At 64.8% G+C, this 892-nt stretch carries 1 protein-coding gene and 1 pseudogene; both read right to left on the bottom strand.

Annotated features, from left to right (window positions below; all coding sequences use genetic code 11):
• A pseudogene (locus AC1DY5_RS57255) lies at nucleotides 1-412 on the bottom strand (electron transfer flavoprotein subunit alpha/FixB family protein); the annotation flags it as partial.
• A gap of 2 nt (nucleotides 413-414) precedes the next feature.
• Nucleotides 415-892 (bottom strand): electron transfer flavoprotein subunit beta/FixA family protein (locus tag AC1DY5_RS57250; protein WP_478122977.1); only part of this gene is annotated, 478 nt, incomplete at its 5' end.

Genomic DNA, 892 nt, shown 5'->3' with positions numbered 1-892 from the left:
TCGCGTTGCCGGCGTAGATCGGTCGCTCGAAGGTGTCGGGGCTGTCGACCTTGGTGACATCGCTGATCTGCGCCACGTCGAGCAGGGCGGCCACGCGTGGGGCGACGTTCTTGCCGTTGGCGGTCGAGGGGAACAGGATGTGGCTGTAGTTCTTCGCCTCTCCTCCACATAGGGCGAGCACTTGCGCCGCGACGTTCTCGGCGAGGTTCTCGGCCAGGGAGGGGCTGTCGGCGACGATCACCTTGGCCACGCCTGCGACTTGAGAGGCGGCCTTGCCGGCTTCGGCGGCGTTGGCGCCGGCCACCAGCACGTGGACGTCKCCGCTGGCGCAGGCAATGCCCGCGGTCACGGTATTGAGGGTCGCCGGCTTSAGCGTGGCGTGGTCGTGTTCGGCAATAACAAGTACGGTCATGATCAGATCACCTTCGCTTCGTTCTTGAGCTTGTCCACCAGCGTGGCAACGTCAGGCACCTTGATGCCGGCGCCGCGCTTSGGCGGYTCAGACACTTTCAAGGTCTTCAGRCGCGGCTTGAYRTCCACGCCGAGRTCYTCCGGCTTCACSRTGTCGAGCTGCTTCTTCTTGGCCTTCATGATGTTCGGCAAGGTCACATAGCGCGGCTCGTTCAGGCGCAGGTCGGTGGTGATCACCGCGGGCAGCGAGAGCGAGATGGTTTCCAGGCCGCCGTCGACTTCACGCGTGACCTTGACCTTGTCACCGTCGATCTCGACCTTCGAGGCGAAGGTGGCCTGCGGCAGGTCGGCCAGCGCCGCCAGCATCTGGCCGGTCTGGTTGGCGTCGTCGTCGATCGCCTGCTTGCCCAGGATGATCAACTGCGGCTGCTCCTTGTCGACCAAGGCCTTGAGCAGCTTGGCCACGGCCAGCGGCTGCAGT

Source organism: Variovorax sp. P4_D9 (assembly GCF_056401695.1).
Note: the sequence above shows the minus strand (reverse complement) of the source record. Positions and strands in the feature narration are given on the sequence as shown.